Consider the following 17,667-nt stretch of genomic DNA (forward strand, 5'->3'; position numbering starts at 1 on the left):
AGGGGGGCGCATCCGTGCCGCGACGGCGCACGTATTCGCATCATCGCGCGCCTGTCATGGATGCGCCAAACGTGCCGTTTAAAATCGGCGGCCTTAGAAAGATATAGATGCTCTATCCGGAACTCTTCAGACAGCTCGAATCCGTCCGCTGGGACATGGACAAGGACATCCCGTGGCAGTCGTTCGACGCTTCGCTGCTGTCCGAAGAGCAGGCGCAAACCATCAAGATGAACGCCATCACGGAGTGGGCGGCGCTGCCGGCCACCGAGATGTTCCTGCGCGACAACCGCCACGATAGCGATTTTTCCGCTTTCATGTCGATCTGGTTCTTCGAGGAGCAGAAGCACTCGCTGGTGCTCATGGAGTACCTGAAGCGCTTCAGCCCCCAGCACGCCCCCACCGAGGCCGAGCTGCACGAGGTGCGCTTCGACTTCGACCCGGCGCCCCCGCTCGAGACCCTGATGCTGCATTTCTGTGGCGAGATCCGCCTCAACCACTGGTACCGCCGTGCCGCCCAGTGGCACACCGAGCCGGTCATCAAGCACATCTACACCACGCTGAGCCAGGATGAGGCCCGCCACGGCGGCGCCTACCTGCGCTACATGAAGCGCGCGCTCGAGAAGTTCGGCGACGAGGCTCGTTCGGCCTTCACCAAGGTCGGCGTGCTGATGGCGAGCGCCCGGCGCACCGCCCAGGCGTTGCACCCGACCAACCTGCACGTGAACAAGGCGCTGTTCCCGAACGACACGATCCAGAGCCGCATGCCCGATCCGGACTGGCTCGAGCACTGGCTCGACAAGCAGATCAAGTTCGACGCGGTCTGGGAAACCAAGGTCGGCGAGCGCATCCTGCACAACCTGAGCCTGCTGATGAACCGCAGCTTCAAGACGGTCCAGGAACTGAATCGCTATCGCAAGGAACTGGCGGCCAGCCTCGGCCCCAAGCCCGAGTACCAGGGCGCCTGAGCAAGAAAGAAAGCAGAAAATCGCCCCGCACGCCGGGGCGATTTTTTTCGAGGCCCCGCGTCACAAACCGGCAACGCCAGCCGTCTTGCCTTCATGGACGCCGCCACCCTCGCCTTCGACCGCCACCGCCCGCGCCTGCAGGGCATTGCCTACCGCATGCTCGGCTCCGTGGCCGAGGCCGAGGAGGTCGTGCAGGACGCCTGGCTGCGCTGGCACGAAACCGCCACCGAGGCGCTCGACAGCACCGAGGCCTGGCTGGTCACGGTCGTGACCCGGCTGTCGATCGACCGGCTGCGCGCGGCCAAGGTGCAGCGCGAGCACTACAGCGGCCACTGGATGCCCGAACCGATGCTCACCGAGTCGCCGGCCACGCCCGAGGAAGTGCTGGCGCGCGCCGACGACGTCTCGGTGGCCTTCCTGACCGTGCTCGAGCGGCTGGCGCCCGAGGCGCGCGCGGCCTTCCTGCTGCGCGAGGTGTTCGACACCGACTACGACGAGATCGCGCGCATGCTCGGCAAGAGCGAGGCCGCCTGCCGCCAGCTGGTGCACCGCGCCAAGACCCAGGTGCAGGAAGGGCGGCCGCGCTACCGTGTGTCGCGCGAGACCCAGATGCGGCTGCTGCGCAGCTTCGCCGAGGCCTCGGCCAAGGGCAGCGTGCGCGAGCTCGAGGCCTTCTTCACCGAGGAAGCCGAACTGGTCGGCGACGGCGGCGGCAAGGTCCAGACCTTCACGCACGGGCTGGTCGGCGCGCGCCGCATCGCGCAGCTCTACTTCGCCGTGCAGCGGCGCCACGCGGGCGGCGAGCCGGAACGCAGCGTGCGCATCGAGCTGGTCGACCTCAACGGCGAACCGGGCCTGCTGCGCTTCATCGGCGGCGTGCTCGAGTCGGCCCAGACCTTCGAGTTCGACGGCGACCGCATCGCGCGCGTGCGCGCGCAGCGCAATCCCGACAAGCTCGCGCGCATCGCCGCGGCCTTCGCGCGCTGATTTTTTTCCGACTTCGTGTCACAGGCCGGCGGGCCGGCGCGTCTTCAGTGTGTATCTCGATTTCATCGTCAACCACTGGAGAACATCGCCATGAACACCACTCCCCGCCTCAACTGGTTCAAGACCGTGCCCAAGGCCTTCGAGGCCCTGCTGTCGGTCAACACCGCCATCGCCGACACCACGCTCGAGAAGAAGCTGGTCGACCTCGTGTTCGCCCGCGTCTCGCAGATCAACGGCTGCGCCTACTGCCTCGACATGCACGTGCGCGACCTGCGCAAGGAGGGCGAAGGCTGGCAGCGCATCAACAGCCTCGCGACCTGGCGCGAGATGAGCTTCTACGACGCGCGCGAGCGCGCCGCGCTGGCCTGGGCCGAGTCGCTCACGCGCATGGCCGACCGCCACGATGCGCGCGATGCCGAATACGAGGCGCTGAGGGCCGCCTTCAGCGACCTCGAGATCGCCGAGCTCACGGTCGCGGTGGCGCAGATCAATTCGTGGAACCGCATGAACGTCGCGATGCACGTGCCCGCGCCGGTCAAGCCGCTCGAATGACAAGGTGTGAATAAACCTGCTGCGCGCCCCGATCTCGCACCTCCGGTCCTCACCGTACGAGGTACGGCTCCGGTCCTCGGCGCGACCTCGGGGCGCTCGCTACGGTTTCTTCACACCTTGTGAGCACAGCGGCCGGACGCTCCTAGCGCCGCTCGACCACCATCGGCGAGATGCGCAGGCTCTCGCGCACCTGCGACACCGCCTCGCCCGCTTCGCCGCGCGAGGCGAAGGGCCCGGCCTGCAGCCGGTGCGTGCCGGCCTCGCTGAACACGCGCAGTTGCGGTGCGAGCGCAGGCAGGCCGCGCGCGGCCTGGGCGCGCAGGGTCTCGGCGCCGCCGCGTTCGCGGAAGGCGCCGAGCTGAACCCAGAAGCCGGCCGACGGCGTGTCGGGCCCGGCCAGCGAAGCCGCTGCGGCGGCGGCCACCGCCGCGGGCGAGTGCCCGCTCGGCGGCGCGGACGCGGCCGGTGCCAGCGGCGGCAGGGCATTCACCACCATGGGCGGGCGCGGTCCTGGCGGCTCGACCTCGTCGTCGGCGCCGGGTGCGGGCCCAGCCATGGTGGACGGCGCCACCGGCATCGTCGAAGCCTCGGGCGCGTTCGTTCCCACCGTCGAGACCCAGGCCGAGGGCACGGCCACCGGCGCGGCGGCCGCGCGCACAGGCATCGGCGGCGGCGGTACGTAGACCGGTGCCGCGGGTGCGGGCGTGGGGGCCGTGTAGACAGGCGCCGCCGCCAGCATCGTGTCCGACCCGCGCCGCCAGGCGCCGGTACGGATGTCCTCGTTCGTGATGCGCTCGATCTCCACCGGCGCCACGCCGCGCAGCAGGTCGAGCTTGAGCGCGGCCGTGTAGCTCAGGTCGATGACGCGGCCGTCGACGAAGGGCCCGCGGTCGTTCACGCGCACGATCGCCTCGCGGCCGTTGGCCGGGTTGCGCACGCGCACGTAGCTCGGTAGCGGCAGCGTCTTGTGGGCCGCCGTCATTGCGTACATGTCGTAGGGCTCGCCGCTGGCCGTCGAGCCCGCGTGGAACTTGCGCCCGTACCAGGAGGCCAGGCCCGACTCGCGGAACGGCCGGTCGTCGGTGATCGGCGTGTAGCCGCGGCCCAGCACGCTGTAGGGCTTGCTGGTGCCGCCGCTGCTGCGGATCGGCTCGATGCGGGGCTCGGCGTCGGGCACGCGTTCGAGGTTGGAGGGCGGACTGGCGCCCGGGCCGTCGCGGCCACCGCCGCCGCCGCTGCGCGGCCCGCTCGCGCAGCCCGCGAGCACGACGGCGACAGCCACCGCACAGGCGGCGCAGGCCGCGCTGGGTCGGCGGGCGCCGCGCGCCTCAACCAAACACGGCCCTCCACAGCGCCAGCATCGCTTCGCGCTGCGCGGCCAGCGCGGGTGGCGTCACCTGCGTCGGCTCCTCGTTGAGGCGTGCGCGGTGCTGCACGCGCCGCAGCTCGCGGTAGGCCGCGGCCGCGTTGCGGCCCACGCCCGCGGGCAGCAGGCCGGCGTCTTCCGCGCGGATCAGCAGCGCGATGTTGCCGAGGTTGGGGATCAGCCCGGGATGCTCGCTGGAGGCCGACAGCACCAAGAACTGCACCGCGAACTCGGCATCGACCATGCCGCCGGGGCTGTGCTTGACGTCGAAGCGGTCGGCCTTCACGGGCCGCGCGCCGCGCAGCTTGTCGCGCATCGCGATGATCTCGGCCTTCAGCGCCTCGCGGTTGCGCGGCGCCACCAGCACGGCCTCGCGCACCTGGTCGAAGCGCTCGCCCAGTTCGGCGCCGTGGTCCTCGCTGCCGAGCACGAAGCGCGCGCGCGTCATGGCCTGGTGTTCCCAGGTCCAGGCGGTGTTGCTGCCGCGGCCGAGCTGGTACTTCTCGTAGGCCTGGAAGCTGGTGGTCAACAGGCCCGAGTTGCCGTTGGGCCGCAGCGCGGTGTCGATCTCGAACAGGTCGCCCTCGCGCGTCTTCACCGTGAGCCAGTTGATGAGCTTGCGCACGTAGGCCGCATAGACCTCGCCGGCGCGCTCATCGTCGTCGTCGTAGACGAACACGATGTCGAGGTCGCTGCCGTAGCCGAGTTCTTTGCCGCCCAGCTTGCCGTAGCCGATGATCGCGAACTGCGCCACCTCGCGGTGCCGGTTGCGCACGTGCGGCCAGCACCAGCGGGCGGTCACGCGCAGCGTGGTGTCGGCCAGCGCGCTCAGGTCGTCGGCCACCTGCTCGACGGTGATGCGGCCGTCCACGTCGCGCGCCAGGGTGCGGAACACCTCGGCATGGTGCGCGTGGCGCAGCAGGTTCAGCAGGCGCTCCTCGTCGGCCTCGCCGGTGCGGCTCAGCGAGGCATGGCGTGCCTCGAGCTCGCGCTCGAACTCGGCGGCCACGAAGCGACCCGACAGCATCTCGTCGCTGGCCAGCTCGTCGATCACGCCCGGGTGCTGCATCAGGTAGCGTGCCGGCCAGCGCGCCGAGCCCAGCAGCCGCAGCAGGCGTTCCTGCACCGCGGGCCGCTCGACCAGCAGCGCCAGGTAGCTCTCGCGGCGCAGCAGCGGCTCGATCCAGTCGGCCCAGCGCAGCGCGGCCTCGACAGGGTGGGTGGTCTGGCCCTGGCCGTCGCCGTCGGGCTCGCGCAGCCACTGGCCGGTGCGTTGCACCAGCTGGCGCAGCCGCGCGCGCGTTTCATCGCGCAGCGCCATCATGCGCGGCGTCTCGCACCAGTCCTTGATGCGCTCGGCGAAGGCCGGCGGCAGCTCGTCGAGCAGGTCCGACAGCTCGGCCGGCGCGGCCGCCTTGCGCGCGCCGTTGCACTTGCCGTTGCAGGGCTTGTCGCCGCCCAGCAGCTTGTCGAACTCCTGCGCGACGAACTCGCGATGGGTGTCGAGCTGGGCCAGGAACGGGCAGCAGTCGGCATAGCCGAGCGTCTGCGCGATCCAGCGCAGGTCCTCGTCGGCCACGGGCAGCGCATGGGTCTGCTGGTCGTCCAGGTACTGGATGCGGTGCTCGACCTGGCGCAGGAACTCGTAGGCCGCGGCCAGCGCGTCGGCGGTTTCCTGCGGCATCAGGCCGGCGCGCGCGAGCCGCTGCAGCGCATCGAGCGTGGGCCGGGTGCGCAGCTCGGGGAACTGGCCGCCGCGCACCACCTGCAGCAGCTGCACGGTGAATTCGATCTCGCGGATGCCGCCGCGCGAGAGCTTCACGTCATTCGCGCGCTCGGGCCGGCCCGCGCTGCGGCGCGCCGACTGCTCGCGGATCTGGCGGTGCAGCACGCGCAGCGAATCGAACACGCTGTAGTCGAGGTAGCGGCGGAACACGAAGGGCAGCACCGCGCCGCGCAGGCCCTGGGCCTGGCCCTGCGCGACCACCTCGGTGGGCGCGACCACGCGGCTCTTCATCCAGGCGAAGCGCTCCCATTCGCGGCCCTGCACCTGGAAATACTCCTCCAGCGCATCGAGCGAGACCACGGGCGGCCCCGAGTTGCCGTTGGGCCGCAGCGCCAGGTCGACGCGGAACACGAAGCCGTGCTCGGTGGTGTCGCCCACCAGCGCGTAGATGCGCTTCACGGCGCGTGCGAAGTACTCCTGGTTCGCGAGCTTGCCGCGGCCCTGCGGGTCGCCAGCGGTGTCGCCGTCCTGGTCGTAGAGGTAGATGAGGTCGATGTCGCTCGACACGTTGAGCTCGCGCGCGCCGAGCTTGCCCATGCCCACGATCCACAGCTGCGAGCGCTGGCCGTCGGCGCCCAGCGGCGCGCCATGCGCCGCGTCGAGCTCGGCGCAGGCCTCGCGGCAGGCGGTGTCGAGCGCGAACTCGGCGAGCTCGGTGACCGCGGTGGTCACCACGGCCAACGGCGCCTGGCGGTCGCAATCGAGTGTGACAAGGCGTTCCATCACCAGCTGCCGCACGATGCGCAGGGCGTCGCCCACGCCGTCGCCGCGCGCGCGCAGTGCCTCGTAGGCCTGCGTCATCGATGCGCGGCGCGGCTCGCCCTCGGGCAGCAGCGCGAGTTCGCCCGCATAGCGGCGGCGCAGGCGCTGCACGAAGCGCGAATAGGAGGACAAGGCGGGCTTGTCCGCGTCGGGGTTCGTCGATGCTGTAGCTGACAACTGATTCAAACTGGTGCTGGTTGCGGCGGAACCCGTCCCGATGGTGGCGGTCATAATTCCCGGCACAGCGCGATCCTCAATGAACGACACGGTGTCTTCCCCTTCACGTCTGCTCAAGATCACCGCTGTGACGGCGCGCTGGCTCCTGGGTCTTCTCGTGGCTGCGTGGCTTCTCCTGGCCCTGGCAGTCGTGGTCCTGCACGCGTGGATTGTGCCGCGAATCGGCGATTACCGTGGTGCGCTGGAGGCGCAGGCCAGCAAGGCGATCGGGGTGCCGGTGCGCATCGGTTCGATCACGGCCCGCTCGGGCAGCCTGTTCCCCGCCTTCGAGTTGCGCGACGTGGTGCTGCAGGACGCGCAGCAGCGCGAGGCGCTGCGCCTCGTGCGCGTGGTGGCCAGCGTCTCGCCGCGCTCGCTGTGGCGCTTCAATTTCGAGCAGCTCTACATCGAGGGCCCGGCGCTCGACGTGCGCCGCGACGCTCAGGGAAAACTCCATGTCGCGGGCCTGCACATGTCGACCGATACGACCGGAGAAACCCGCGCCGCCGACTGGTTTTTCGCGCAGCGCGAACTGGTGATCGAGGGCGGCACGGTGCGCTGGACCGACGAGCAGCGCCAGGCCGAGCCGCTGATGCTGACCGACGTGCGCTTCGTGGCGCGCAACGGCGGCCGCCGCCACGGCCTGCGGCTCGACGCCACGCCGCCGGCCGGCTGGGGCGAGCGCTTCACGCTGCGCGGCCAGTTCCGCCAGCCGCTGCTGTCGGTGCGCACCGGCCGCTGGCAGACCTGGGACGGCCAGATCTACGCCGACCTGCCCTACATCGACGTGACCCGGCTCGGGCGCTACGTATCGATCGATGCACGCATCCGCGAGGGCAACGGCGCGCTGCGGCTGTGGGCCGACGTGGACGACGGCCAGATCGTCGGCGCCGCCGCCGACCTCGGGCTCGACCGGGTCGATGCCTCGCTCGGCAAGGGGCTGCAGCCGCTGGTGCTGCGCGCGGTCACGGGCCGGCTCGCGGGCCGGCTCACGGTCGACACGATGGAGTTCTCGACCACCGCGCTGCAGTTCGACACCGCCGACGGCCTGCGCTGGCCCGGCGGCAATCTCTGGCTGCAGCACACGCCCGCCAAGGGCCGCACGCCCGAGCACGGCGCGCTGCGTGCCGACCGGCTCGACCTCGCGGCGCTGGCGCTCATCGCCGACCGGCTGCCGCTCGGAGACGCCACCCACCGCGTGCTCGATGCCTACGGCCCGCGCGGGCTGGTCGAGCGCATCGACCTGAACTGGCAGGGCTCGCTGGGCGCGCCCGACCGCTACCAGGCCAAGGGGCGCGTCAGCGGGCTGCGCATCGCCTCGCAGGCCGGCGCCGCGCCGGCCGAGACCCCTGCTGCCGCGCCCGCCACGCCCGCCGCCAAGCCGCCCGCCCCGACGCCTTCCGCACCTTCGGCGAGCACCACGGCCACCGCGGCGGTGCCCCCGCGCGTGCATCCCGGCTCCCCCGGCCTCAGCGGCGCCACGCTCGACTTCGACGCCACCCACGCGGGCGGCAGTGCCACGCTTGCGATCGCGCAGGGCGGGCTCGAATTCCCCGGCGTGTTCGAGGAGCCCGCGATCCCGGTCGACCGGCTCTCGGCCCAGCTGCAGTGGAAGATCGACAACGGCAACACGCAGCTGCAGGTGTCGAAGCTGCGCTTCGCCAACGTCGATGCCGAGGGCGATGCCGAGGCCAGCTGGCGCACCAGCGACCCGGCCACCTCGAGCAGCAAGGCGCGCTTTCCCGGCGTGCTCGACCTGCGCGGCAAGCTGACCCGGGCCGACGGCACGCGGGTCTTTCGCTACCTGCCGCTCGACATCCCGCAGCACACGCGCGACTACGTGCGCGACGCGGTCACCAAGGGCGTCGCGAGCAGCGTCGACTTCCGCGTGCGCGGCGACCTGCACGACATGCCCTTCATGGACCCGCGGCTCGGCGAGTTCCGCATCGCGGCCAAGGTGCAGGACGTGTACTACGCCTATGCGCCGCCGCACGTGCCCGCGGCCGCCACTGCCGCGGCCGCCGCACCGGCGCCCGCGCGCGGCACCGCGGCCTCCCGCGTCGCCGCCGCGCCCACCCCGCCGACCGTCGCCGCGCCCAGCGTGGCCCAGTGGCCCGCGATCACCGGCCTGTCGGGCGAGCTGATCTTCGAGCGCGCCGGCATGCAGGTGCGCAACGCGCGCGGCCGGCTCGCGGGCGCCACCGCCATCGAGGTGTCGAAGGCCGAGGCCCAGATCGCCGACATGTCGCACCACGCCGCGCTGCTCAAGGTCGACGCGCAGGCGCGCGGGCCGCTGGGCGAGCTGCTGCGCGTGGGCGCGCCGCTGGCCGGCGATGCCGGCGAGTTCCTGCGCGGCGTGCGCGCCAACGGCGTGGCCGACTACAAGCTGCACCTCGAGCTGCCGCTCGAGGCCATGGACAAGGCGAAGGTGCAGGCCAGTGTGGCCTTCGGCGACAACAACGAGGTGCAGCCGGTGCCCGAGGCGCCGCTGCTGACCCAGACCAAGGGCACGCTGAACTTCACCGAGACCGGCTTCGCGCTGGCCGGCGTGCAGGCCCGGCTGCTCGGCGGCGACGTGCGCATCGACGGCCGCGGCCGCTACACCGGCCCGGCCGCGAGCCACGAGCTCGCGATCCGCGCGCAGGGCAACGTCAGCGCCGAAGGCATGCGCGCCGCGCGCGAGGTCGACTGGCTCGCGCGGCTGGCGAAGAAGGCCACCGGCAGCACGCCTTACACCGCGAGCTTCTCGATGCGCGAGGGTGCCTCCGAGTTCTCGGTCGCCAGCAGCCTGCAGGGCCTGGCGCTGCAGCTGCCGGCGCCGCTCGCGAAGAGCGCCGAGGAGCAGATGCCGCTGCGCATCGAGAAGAAGATCGTGCAGCGCGAGGCGCGCGCCGGCACGGCGGGCAGCGCGGGCGCGGCCAGCGTCGCCACGCAGGACCAGATCGGCCTGGAGATCGGCCGCGTCGGCTCGGTGCAGTACGTGCGCGACATCTCGGGCAGCGAGCCACGCGTGCTGCGCGGCGCCATCGCGGTCGGCCTCGCGGCCAACGAGACCGCGAGCGTGCCCGAGCGCGGCGTGCTCGCCAACATCAACCTCGCGCGGCTCGACATGGCGGCCTGGCAGGCGGCCTTCGGCGAAGCGGCCGGCACCGGCCCGGCCGACATGCAGGCCGCGGCCGGCGACGAGGCCTCGCCCTACCTGCCCACGCGCATCGCGGTGCGCGCGCAGCAGCTCAGCGTGGCGGGCCGCACCCTGCACGAGGTGGTGCTCGGCGGCACGCGCGACGGCGCACTGTGGCGCGCCAACATCGACGCCACCGAGCTCAGCGGCTATGCCGAGTACCGCCACACCCAGGCCGGCCGGCTCTATGCGCGGCTCGCGCGGCTGAAGATCGCGCCGACCGAGGCGACCCAGGTCGAGGCCCTGCTCGACGAGCAGCCCAGCACCCTGCCCGCGCTCGACATCGTGGTCGACGACTTCGAGCTGCTCGGCAAGCGCCTGGGCCGGGCCGAGATCGATGCGGTCAACCGCGGCGGTGTGGGCCGCGAGTGGCTGCTCAACCGGCTGAGCTTCACCATGCCCGAGGCCAGCTTCGCGGCCAAGGGCACCTGGGCCGCGGTCCCGGGTTCGGGTGGCGGGGGCCGCGCCGAGCAGCGCCGCACCGCCATGACCTTCCGGCTCGACATCAACGATGCCGGCAGCCTGCTCGGGCGCTTCGGCATGCCCGGCGTGCTGCGGCGCGGCAACGGCCGGCTCGAGGGCAACGTCGACTGGCGCGGCTCGCCGTTCTCCATCGACTACCCGAGTCTGGGCGGCCAGCTCGGCGTGAACGTCGAATCGGGCCAGTTCCTCAAGGCCGACCCGGGTCTCGCCAAGTTGCTCGGCGTGCTGAGCCTGCAGGCGCTGCCGCGCCGGCTCACGCTCGACTTCCGCGACGTGTTCAGCCAGGGCTTCGCCTTCGACTTCATCCGCGGCGACGCGAAGATCGCGAACGGCACCGCGAGCACCAACAACCTGCAGATGAAGGGCGTGAACGCCGCCGCGCTGATGGACGGCTCGGCCGACATCGTCCACGAGACGCAGAACCTGCGCGTGGTGGTGGTGCCCGAGATCAACGCCGGCACCGCCGCGCTGGTCGCGACCGCGATCAATCCGGCCATCGGCCTGGGCACCTTCCTCGCGCAGTGGGTGCTGAGCAAGCCGCTGTCGAGCGCGGCCACGCAGGAGTTCCAGATCGAGGGCACCTGGGCCGACCCCAAAATAGCGAAGGTGGCGCGTCCGCTGCTGCCCAACATTTCGAACAACCTGCCGCACCTGCCGGCGCTTCCCAGCCTGCCGGGCATCCCGGGGCTGCCGGCCGCGGGCGAAGGCAGGAGACCGGAGACCACGCAATGAAAGTCGCAGCCATCCAGATGGTGTCGGCCATCGCCCGCGAAGCCAACCTGGCGCGCGCGCACGACCTGCTCGCGCGCGCCGCCGCCGAGGGCGCCGAGCTCGCGGTGTTGCCCGAGTACTTCTGCATGATGGGCGCGCGCGACACCGACAAGCTGGGCCTGCGCGAGACCGCCGGCGCGGGCACGGTGCAGGGCTTCCTGGCCGACGCGGCGCGCGAGTTCGGCCTGTGGATCGTCGGCGGCACGCTGCCGATCGAGAGCACCGATGCCGACCACGTGTTCAACAGCTCGCTGGCCTTCTCGCCCGAGGGCAAGTGCGTGGCGCGCTACGACAAGATCCACCTGTTCTTCTTCGACAACGGGCGCGAGCGCTTCGACGAGCGCCGCGTGATCGCGCCGGGCGCCGAGCCGGTGCTGTTCGAGCTGCCCTCGCGCGACGGCCATGCCTGGCGCATCGGCCTGAGCGTGTGCTACGACCTGCGCTTTCCCGAGCTCTACCGCGCGCTCTCGCGCCAGGGCGCCGACCTGCTGCTGGTGCCCAGCGCCTTCACCCACACCACGGGCGCCGCGCACTGGGAGGTGCTGCTGCGCGCGCGCGCCATCGAGAACCTGGCCTGGGTGGTCGCGCCCGCCCAGGGCGGCACGCACGAGAACGGCCGCCGCACCTGGGGCCAGTCGCTGATCGTCGATCCCTGGGGCACGGTGGTGGCGCAGCAGGCGAGCGAGGAGGGCGTGGTGCTGTTCGACATCGACACCGCCCAGGTCGAGCGCGCGCGCACGCAGCTGCCCGCGCTGTCGCACCGCATCCTCTAGGGGCGCGGCATGGCGGTGGATGCGGCCGATCTCGCGGTGCCCGGCGCGCCGGAGCCGGCCTATGCGCCGCCACCGCTGCCGGTGCCGCCCTACCGCCGCCTCGTCGTCGGCTTCGCGCGGCTGCGCTCGCTGTGGCAGCGCTGGTTCCTCTGGCTGCTGCTCGCGATCCTGGTGCTGGCGCTGCTGGTCACCGTGGTCTGGCTCGCGGGCAAGCACGAGGTCGAGCAGGTGCAGGCCGCGCTCGACCGCGACACCGCCGACGCCGTGACCGACCTGCGCAGCGGCCTGCAGCGCAATGCCCAGAGCCTGCGCGCCACGCAGGCGCCCGGCCCCGACCGCTCGCACTGGCCCGAGGCCGCGGCCGCGCTGCTGCGCGAGCACCGCGAGTGGCTGCGGCTCGAGTGGCGCGACGCGCGGCTGCGCACGCTCGACGCGGTCGACACGCCCTACCGGCTGCACGTGCTCGATCCCGCGAGCCGCACGGCCGAGCAGTCCGACGTCTCGCTGGCCTGCGCCGCCGCGCGCAAGCTCGGCACGCCGGCCTATTCGCCGAGCCACTACGTGCCGCTGGGCGGCGGTGGCGGCATGGAGGTGATGGAGCTGTGCGTGCCGATGGACACCGGCGGCGGCTTCCTGGTGGCCAGCTACTCGCTGCGCGACACGCTGGCCGAACTGGTCGGCCCGACGCTCACGCGCGGCCAGGAGGTGGCCTTCACCGAGACCGACGGCACGCGCCTCGTGGCCATCGGCACCGCGCGCCGCGTCGGCACGCGCGTGTTCACCTCGCAGCAGCTGATCGACCTGCCCGGCGCCGCGCTGATGCTGCGCGTGGACGGCTGGCGCTCCGCGCCCGACCTGTTCCCGAACGTGCTGACCGCGCTGGTCACGGCGATCTCGATCGCGCTGGTGTCGGTGCTGGTGCTGCTGGCGCGCGACACGCGGCGGCGCCTGCGCGCCGAGCGCGATCTCGCCGATTCGCTGGCCTTCCGCAAGGCGATGGAGGACTCGGTCATCACCGGCCTGCGCGCGCGCGACCTGCAGGGCCGCATCACCTACGTCAACCCGGCCTTCTGCGAGATGGTGGGCTTCAGCGCCGAGGAGCTGATGGCGCGCGAGGCCAACGACGCGCCCTACTGGCCGACCGAGCTCGCGCACGAGTACCAGCAGCGCCAGGCGCGCCGGCTGGCCGGCGGCATGCCGCCGCGCGAGGGCTTCGAGTCGGTCTTCATGCGCAAGGACGGCACCCGCTTTCCGGTGCTGATCTTCGAGGCGCCGCTGCTCAACGCGCAGCGCGTGCAGACCGGCTGGATGAGCGCCTTCATCGACGTCAGCGAGCAGCGCCGCATCGAGGAGCTGTCGCGCGCCAGTCAGGAGCGGCTGCAGGCCAGCGCGCGGCTGGCCACCGTGGGCGAGATGGCCTCGCTGCTGAGCCACGAGCTCACGCAGCCGCTGGCCGCGATCGCCAGCTACGCCACCGGTTCGCTCAACATGCTCGGCCCCGACGCGCGCGGCGAGCAGGGCGAGGTGGCGATGGCGGTGCGCCGCATCGCCGAGCAGGCCGACCGCGCGGGCCAGGTGATCCGCAGCGTGCACGACTTCGTGCGCCGGCGCGACCGCACGCGCGAGGCGGTGGCGCCGCAGGCGCTGATCGATGCCGTGCTGCCGCTGGTGCGGCTGCAGGCGCGCAAGCTCGGCGTGATCATCGAGGTGGTGCTCGAGGACCGGCTGCCGGCCGCGATGTGCGACCGCACGCTGGTCGAGCAGGTGCTGCTGAACCTCGCGCGCAATGCGATGCAGGCCATGGACACGGCCGACAACATCGGCAACCGCGTGCTGCGGCTGCGCGTGGCGCGCGCGGTGGCGGTCGGCGGCAGCGGCGTCGACGACGCGCGGCGCTGGCTCGAGTTCTCGGTGGCCGACCTCGGCAGCGGCATCGGCGAGGAGGTCGCCGCGCGCCTGTTCACGCCCTTCTTCACCACCCGCGCCGACGGCATGGGGCTGGGCCTGAGCCTGTGCCGCACCGTGGTCGAGCAGCATGGCGGCGCGCTGATGTTCGAGCCGAATCGGCCGCGCGGCACCGTGTTCCGGTTTACCCTCCCGGCCGCGGCCTGAGGCCGTCGCCCCCGCCACCCTTTCGATTTCCTTCCCGACCGATATGCAACCGCTGATCGATGGCCTGATCTTCATCGTCGACGACGACGCCAGCGTGCGCGAGGCGCTGGCCTGGCTGCTGCGTTCGCGCCGGCTCGCGAGCGAGCACTACGGCAGCGCCGAGGCCTTCGAGCAGCGCCTGGCCGAAGGCCCGCTGCCCGAGCAGCCGCTGTGCCTGCTGCTCGACGTGCGCATGCCCGGCACCAGCGGGCTGGTGCTGTTCGACCGGCTGGTCGAGCGCGGCCTGCTCACGGCCCTGCCCGTGATCTTCCTGACCGGCCATGCCGACGTGCCGACCGCGGTCGATGCGGTCAAGCGCGGCGCCTTCGACTTCTGCGAGAAGCCCTTCTCCGACAACGCGCTGGTCGACCGCATCGAGCAGGCGCTGCTGCTCTCGCAGGACGCGCTCGAGGCGCGGCGCGCGCGCCGCGGGCTGTCCGACCGCATCGCCGAACTGACCGAGCGCGAGCGCGACGTGATGCGGCTGGTGATCGAGGGGCTGCCGAACAAGCTGATCGCCGACCAGCTCGCGATCAGCGTGCGCACGGTGGAGGTCCACCGCGCACGCGTGTTCGACAAGATGGAAGTGAAGTCGGCGGTCGAGCTCGCGAACAAGCTGCGCGGGCTCTGAGCCGCGCGTAAAAAAGCCCTCTGCGAGGGGAGGGCTGGCGATGCGCCGGTCGGGCCGGTGCTCAGGCCTTCTCGGCCACGAACAGTTCGACGCGGCGGTTCTGCGCGCGGCCGGCCACCGTGCCGTTGTCGGCCACCGGCTCGCGCGAGCCGCGGCCGTCGGTGGTGATGGCGGTGGTCGACACGCCGCGGCCCACCAGGTGGTTGCGCACGCTGTCGGCGCGGCTCACCGAGAGGCGCTCGTTGCCTTCCTCGCTGCCGGTGTTGTCGGTGTGGCCGATCACGCGCACGCTGGCGGCGGTGGCGCTCTTCAGGCCGTCGGCGACCTTGTCGAGCACCTGCGCGAGGTTGCGCTTCACGTTGGCGCGGCCGGTGTCGAACGACAGCTCGTTCGGGATCACGAGGTGCAGCTGGTTGTCGGCCGTCTGCTCGATCACCACGCCGGTGCCCTTGGTGGCGGTTTCCAGGTCGGTCTTCAACGTGGCCAGCCGTGCGGTCCAGCTGTTGCCGGCGGGGGCCTCGGTCTTGGCGGCGGGCGCGGCCCCGTCGGCCGGTGGCGTGGACGATTGCGAAGCGCAACCGGCGACGAACAACAGCACGGCAGCGGCCGCGCTCGAAACAACGAGCTTCCTCATGAATATTCCCTCGGGTGAACCATTGGACAAGACGTGGATGTGGGTGCCGGTGGTCCGGCACGCCTGCCTTCCCTGCGGGTGATCGGCCGCCTCGGCGGCCGACCGGGGGTCAGCCGCGCGGTCCGCGCTCGCCGACGTAGATCTCGACGCGGCGGTTCTGCGCCCGGCCCGCGTCGCTGTTGTTGTCGGCGATCGGCTCGTGCGAGCCGCGGCCCTCGATGCGGAAGATGGCCGCGTTCACGCCGCGCGCCACCAGGTAGTCGCGCGTGCTCGCGGCACGGTCGACCGACAGCGGGTTGTTGATGGCGTCGGAGCCGGTGCTGTCGGTGTGGCCGATGATGCGCACCTCGGCGGCCGGGTTGTTGCGCAGGCCGCTGGCGAACTGGTCGAGCACCGGCGCGAAGTTGGGCTTGATGTTCGAGCGGCCCACGTCGAAGGAGACGTCGCTCGGGATCGCGAGCTTGAGCTCGTTGTTGGGGGTTTGCGTGACGGCCACGCCGGTGCCCTGCGTGGCGGCTTCCATCTGGCGCTTCTGCGCTTCCATGCGCTGCGACCACAGGTAGCCGCCGAGCGCGCCGGCCGCCGCGCCGACCACGGCACCGGTGCCGATCGCCCCGCGGTTGCCGCCGGTGGCGGAGCCGATGACGGCGCCACCCAGTGCGCCCGCGCCCGCGCCGATGGCGGTGTTGCGCTGCGTGTCGGACATGCCGCCGCCTGCACAGCCCGCGAGAACGATGGCGAGCGAGGTGGTGGCGAGTACGAGTTTCTTCATGGCGATCCCTTTCGAGGTTGATTCAAAGCGGGCACAGCTTAGCCTTGCGGCGGCTGAGATGGTACGGCTTCCGAGGCCTCTCTGAAACACCGAAAGCCGTGATAGGGCCCGTGATTGCTCGATAGGTTGCTACCAAAGTAATAGCCCGGAGGGCGTTCTCCGACAGTGCGCGTCGACCCGGGACTGCACGAGCAATTCACGGATGCGGCGGCGGGTCTTGTTCGTCCTTCGCGTCCCTCGCCCCGGGCTCGTCCTCCTCGTGCAACTCGCCCTTCTTGCGGCCCGAGAACATGGTCCACCAGACGATGCCGATGAACAGGAGTCCGGCCGCGAGGGCTTCAAGCAAAATCAAACCCATGAGAAATGGACTCCAGTGGCTGGTTGGGCTCGCGATCGTAGCAACGCTGGCCGGCTGCTCCGTCGGGCCGCGCGTGCCCGACACCCCCGCCCGCCCCCCCGTCGTGCAGCCGCCGCGCGACCTCGGCCCCCTCACCGGATCGATGGCCCATCCCAAGAGCCGCTGGGTGCCCGTCGGCTGGGCCGAGCTGCCGGGCTTCGGCGAGGACCCGCTGCACGAGGCCTGGATCGCGCTGGTGGCGAACTGCTCGCGGCCCAACGCCGCTTTCGCGCCGCTGTGCCGCGAGGTGCGCCAGCTCGCGATCGCGACCCTCGACGAGCAGCGCCAGTGGATGACCCAGCGGCTGCAGCCCTACCGCGTCGAGTCGCTGGCCGGTTCGAGCGAGGGCAAGCTCACCAGCTACTACGAGCCGGTGTACGAGGCCTCGCGCGTACCGACCGCGCAGTTCAACGTGCCGCTCTACCAGGTGCCCGCGGGCTTCGTGCCGCGCCGTCCCTGGTACACGCGCCAGGAGATCGAGACCCTGCCCGAGGCCCAGGCCGCGCTGCGCGGCCGCGAGATCGCCTGGATGGCCGACCCCATCGACGCGCTGATGCTGCACATCCAGGGCTCGGGCCGGCTGCGCCTGACCGAGCCCGACGGCTCGCAGCGCACCGTGCGCATGGCCTTCGCCGGCACCAACGAGCAGCCCTACCGCAGCGTGCAGCAGTGGCTGATGTCGCAGGGCGTGAGCCGGGTCAGCCGCTGGCCCGACGACACCAAGGCCTGGGTGGCGCAGAACCCGCAGCGCGTGTCGCAACTGCTGTGGAGCAACCCGCGCTACGTGTTCTTCCGCGAGGAGGACCTGAACGAGGTCGACGCGGCCTTCGGCCCGCGCGGCGCCCAGGGCGTGCCGCTGACCGCGGGCCGCTCGATCGCGGTCGACCGCGAGAGCATTCCCTACGGCACGCCGGTGTGGCTGGCCTCGGCCGGCCCGTCCGCGCAGCTGCAGAAGCTGGTGGTGGCGCAGGACACCGGCAGCGCCATCGTCGGCGCGGTGCGCGCCGACTATTTCGCGGGCACCGGCGCCGATGCCGGGCGCTTCGCGGCGAGCATGAACCAGTCGCTGCGCCTGTGGGCGCTGTGGCCGAAGCAGCTGCCGCCGCCTTGAATCCGGATCGAATCCACACGGGGGCTCGCAGCCCCCTTTTTTTTCGTCCTGCCTGGCGCCGCCACATGTCGGCATCGTGACAACCTTAAAAACGCCTATCGATTGAACCTGACCGGAAGCTGAGTAATT

Annotated in this window: 13 protein-coding genes; 8 read left to right on the forward strand and 5 right to left on the reverse strand. The window is 71.7% G+C overall.

Annotation, left to right across the window (positions count from 1 at the left end; genetic code table 11):
* The first annotated feature begins 107 nt into the window (after positions 1–107).
* The 3 genes from AC07PU_RS25725 to AC07PU_RS25735 all read left to right on the forward strand — a co-directional run bounded on the left by AC07PU_RS25725 (position 108) and on the right by AC07PU_RS25735 (position 2,504).
* Complete coding sequence (locus AC07PU_RS25725; RefSeq protein WP_057597796.1) at positions 108–965, forward strand: ferritin family protein; 858 nt, start codon at positions 108–110, stop codon at positions 963–965.
* A 93-nt stretch (positions 966–1,058) separates the two neighbouring features.
* Entirely contained in the window at positions 1,059–1,952 is an 894-nt protein-coding gene (locus AC07PU_RS25730; RefSeq protein ID WP_495321416.1) for an RNA polymerase sigma-70 factor, read from the forward strand.
* A gap of 90 nt (positions 1,953–2,042) precedes the next feature.
* Positions 2,043–2,504 carry a carboxymuconolactone decarboxylase family protein gene (locus tag AC07PU_RS25735; RefSeq protein ID WP_495321417.1) on the forward strand — a complete coding sequence of 154 codons (462 nt, stop codon included), beginning with the start codon at positions 2,043–2,045 and terminating at the stop codon, positions 2,502–2,504.
* 142 nt (positions 2,505–2,646) lie between these two features.
* On the opposite strand, the gene AC07PU_RS25740 is transcribed toward AC07PU_RS25735, so the two are convergent.
* Positions 2,647–3,786 carry a septal ring lytic transglycosylase RlpA family protein gene (locus tag AC07PU_RS25740; protein WP_495321418.1) on the reverse strand — a complete coding sequence of 380 codons (1,140 nt, stop codon included), beginning with the start codon at positions 3,784–3,786 and terminating at the stop codon, positions 2,647–2,649.
* A 46-nt stretch (positions 3,787–3,832) separates the two neighbouring features.
* Complete coding sequence (gene glnE / locus AC07PU_RS25745; RefSeq protein ID WP_495321419.1) at positions 3,833–6,649, reverse strand: bifunctional [glutamate--ammonia ligase]-adenylyl-L-tyrosine phosphorylase/[glutamate--ammonia-ligase] adenylyltransferase; 2,817 nt, start codon at positions 6,647–6,649, stop codon at positions 3,833–3,835.
* A gap of 25 nt (positions 6,650–6,674) precedes the next feature.
* Here glnE and AC07PU_RS25750 point away from each other — a divergent pair, with 25 nt between their 5' ends.
* The 4 genes from AC07PU_RS25750 to AC07PU_RS25765 are packed head-to-tail and all read left to right on the forward strand — an operon-like array spanning position 6,675 to position 14,624.
* A complete protein-coding gene (locus AC07PU_RS25750; RefSeq protein ID WP_495321420.1) occupies positions 6,675–11,030 on the forward strand; it encodes a YhdP family protein in 4,356 nt (1,451 codons plus the stop codon).
* A complete protein-coding gene (locus tag AC07PU_RS25755) occupies positions 11,027–11,842 on the forward strand; it encodes a carbon-nitrogen hydrolase family protein (protein WP_093351404.1) in 816 nt (271 codons plus the stop codon). Before AC07PU_RS25750 ends, AC07PU_RS25755 begins: the two co-directional genes overlap by 4 nt.
* Before the next feature lie 9 nt (positions 11,843–11,851).
* Positions 11,852–13,954, forward strand: a complete 2,103-nt coding sequence (locus AC07PU_RS25760) for a two-component system sensor histidine kinase NtrB (protein WP_093351402.1) — start codon at positions 11,852–11,854, stop codon at positions 13,952–13,954.
* 43 nt (positions 13,955–13,997) lie between these two features.
* Entirely contained in the window at positions 13,998–14,624 is a 627-nt protein-coding gene (locus AC07PU_RS25765) for a response regulator transcription factor (RefSeq protein WP_093351399.1), read from the forward strand.
* A gap of 61 nt (positions 14,625–14,685) precedes the next feature.
* On the opposite strand, the gene AC07PU_RS25770 is transcribed toward AC07PU_RS25765, so the two are convergent.
* The 3 genes from AC07PU_RS25770 to AC07PU_RS25780 form a co-directional block, all read right to left on the reverse strand.
* Positions 14,686–15,258, reverse strand: a complete 573-nt coding sequence (locus AC07PU_RS25770; RefSeq protein ID WP_093351397.1) for an OmpA family protein — start codon at positions 15,256–15,258, stop codon at positions 14,686–14,688.
* Positions 15,259–15,367: 109 nt separating this feature from the next.
* Complete coding sequence (locus AC07PU_RS25775; RefSeq protein ID WP_057597447.1) at positions 15,368–16,030, reverse strand: YiaD family glycine zipper/OmpA-like lipoprotein; 663 nt, start codon at positions 16,028–16,030, stop codon at positions 15,368–15,370.
* A 196-nt stretch (positions 16,031–16,226) separates the two neighbouring features.
* Positions 16,227–16,388: a hypothetical protein gene (locus AC07PU_RS25780; RefSeq protein WP_296774930.1), complete on the reverse strand. Its 162-nt coding sequence runs from the start codon at positions 16,386–16,388 to the stop codon at positions 16,227–16,229.
* Between AC07PU_RS25780 and mltA the strand changes: the two genes are divergently transcribed.
* A complete protein-coding gene (gene mltA / locus AC07PU_RS25785; protein WP_490877462.1) occupies positions 16,387–17,538 on the forward strand; it encodes a murein transglycosylase A in 1,152 nt (383 codons plus the stop codon). The genes AC07PU_RS25780 and mltA overlap by 2 nt on opposite strands.
* The last annotated feature ends 129 nt before the right edge of the window (positions 17,539–17,667 follow it).

This window comes from Variovorax sp. GW821-FHT10D07 (assembly GCF_059415325.1).

Coding starts and splice junctions, on each gene's coding strand:
- glnE (WP_495321419.1), bottom strand. CDS start 6,649: ATGACCGCCACCATCGGGACGGGTTCCGCCGCAACCAGCACCAGTTTG.
- AC07PU_RS25725 (WP_057597796.1), top strand. CDS start 108: ATGCTCTATCCGGAACTCTTCAGACAGCTCGAATCCGTCCGCTGGGAC.
- mltA (WP_490877462.1), top strand. CDS start 16,387: ATGAGAAATGGACTCCAGTGGCTGGTTGGGCTCGCGATCGTAGCAACG.
- AC07PU_RS25760 (WP_093351402.1), top strand. CDS start 11,852: ATGGCGGTGGATGCGGCCGATCTCGCGGTGCCCGGCGCGCCGGAGCCG.
- AC07PU_RS25770 (WP_093351397.1), bottom strand. CDS start 15,258: ATGAGGAAGCTCGTTGTTTCGAGCGCGGCCGCTGCCGTGCTGTTGTTC.
- AC07PU_RS25750 (WP_495321420.1), top strand. CDS start 6,675: ATGAACGACACGGTGTCTTCCCCTTCACGTCTGCTCAAGATCACCGCT.
- AC07PU_RS25780 (WP_296774930.1), bottom strand. CDS start 16,388: ATGGGTTTGATTTTGCTTGAAGCCCTCGCGGCCGGACTCCTGTTCATC.
- AC07PU_RS25765 (WP_093351399.1), top strand. CDS start 13,998: ATGCAACCGCTGATCGATGGCCTGATCTTCATCGTCGACGACGACGCC.
- AC07PU_RS25755 (WP_093351404.1), top strand. CDS start 11,027: ATGAAAGTCGCAGCCATCCAGATGGTGTCGGCCATCGCCCGCGAAGCC.
- AC07PU_RS25730 (WP_495321416.1), top strand. CDS start 1,059: ATGGACGCCGCCACCCTCGCCTTCGACCGCCACCGCCCGCGCCTGCAG.
- AC07PU_RS25735 (WP_495321417.1), top strand. CDS start 2,043: ATGAACACCACTCCCCGCCTCAACTGGTTCAAGACCGTGCCCAAGGCC.
- AC07PU_RS25775 (WP_057597447.1), bottom strand. CDS start 16,030: ATGAAGAAACTCGTACTCGCCACCACCTCGCTCGCCATCGTTCTCGCG.